The organism is Segeticoccus rhizosphaerae (assembly GCF_005222685.1).
Lineage (GTDB): Bacteria > Actinomycetota > Actinomycetes > Actinomycetales > Dermatophilaceae > Segeticoccus > Segeticoccus rhizosphaerae.
The window spans coordinates 1-1041 of record NZ_SWMA01000101.1 but is presented as its reverse complement, the minus strand read 5'-3'; the positions used below and the strand labels follow the sequence as shown (position 1 = coordinate 1041).

The 1041-nt window shown below is 69.8% G+C and carries 1 protein-coding gene; it reads left to right on the top strand.

Annotated features, from left to right (window positions below):
* A partial coding sequence (locus tag FCN22_RS21475; protein WP_373681366.1) for an IS30 family transposase occupies positions 1-1041 on the top strand: 1041 nt, incomplete at both ends.

Below are 1041 nucleotides of genomic sequence, written 5' to 3'. Positions count from 1 at the left end.
ACCAAGGGGCGGGCCTGGTTTCGAGATCGTGGCGGGGTGATGCCATCGGCGGATGCGGGACGACGCAAGCGATGTTTGGACTTCGCCGAGCGTGAGGAGATCGCGCTGCTGCGCGCGGAAGGGCTGGGCGTGCGGGCGATCGCTCGGGCGATCGGGCGGGATCCGAGCACGATCAGTCGGGAACTGCGCCGGGTGCAGCACAGTCCGAGCGCGCGAGCCTTCCATCGGGTCTATCGCGCCTCGACCGCGCAGGCGGATGCGGATCGGCGGGCGCGTCGGCCCAAGGAGGCGAAGTTGGCCACGAACGTGCGGTTACGAGGTGAGGTGCAACGACGGCTGCGGAAGAATCACAGCCCGGAGCAGATCGCGGCCAGGCTGCGGCAGGACTACCCCGACGAGCAGGAGATGTGGGTGTCGCACGAGACGGTCTACCAGGCGCTGTACGTGCAGGGCCGCGGCGCGCTCAAACGCGAGCTGACCAGGCATCTTCGCACCGGCCGGTCGCTGCGCAAGCCCCGCCGCAAGAGCGAGGAGCGGCGCGGCCGGATCCCGGACATGGTGCCCATCGCCGAGCGGCCGGCCGAGGTCGAGGACCGTGCCGTACCCGGTGAGTGGGAGGGCGACTTGATCCTCGGGTCGACCGAGTCGGGCTCGGCGATCGGCACCCTGGTCGAGCGGGCCAGCGGGTTCACCATGCTGTTGCACCTGCCCACCGATCACACCGCCGCGGCGGTCGCGGCCGCGATGATCGACAAGATGAGTCAGCTGCCCCAGCAGCTGCGCCGGTCGCTGACCTGGGACCAGGGCAGTGAGATGTCCAACCACGTGCAGATCGCCGAAGCCACCGGGCTGGACATCTACTTCTGCGACCCGCGCTCGCCCTGGCAGCGTGGCACCAACGAGAACACCAACGGGCTGCTGCGTCAGTACTTCCCCAAGGGCAGCGACCTGTCCACGTGGGGCCCGGGCTACCTGGACATGGTCGCCGCCGAGCTCAACGACCGGCCCCGCAAACGCCTCGGCTGGCGCACCCCCGCCGAA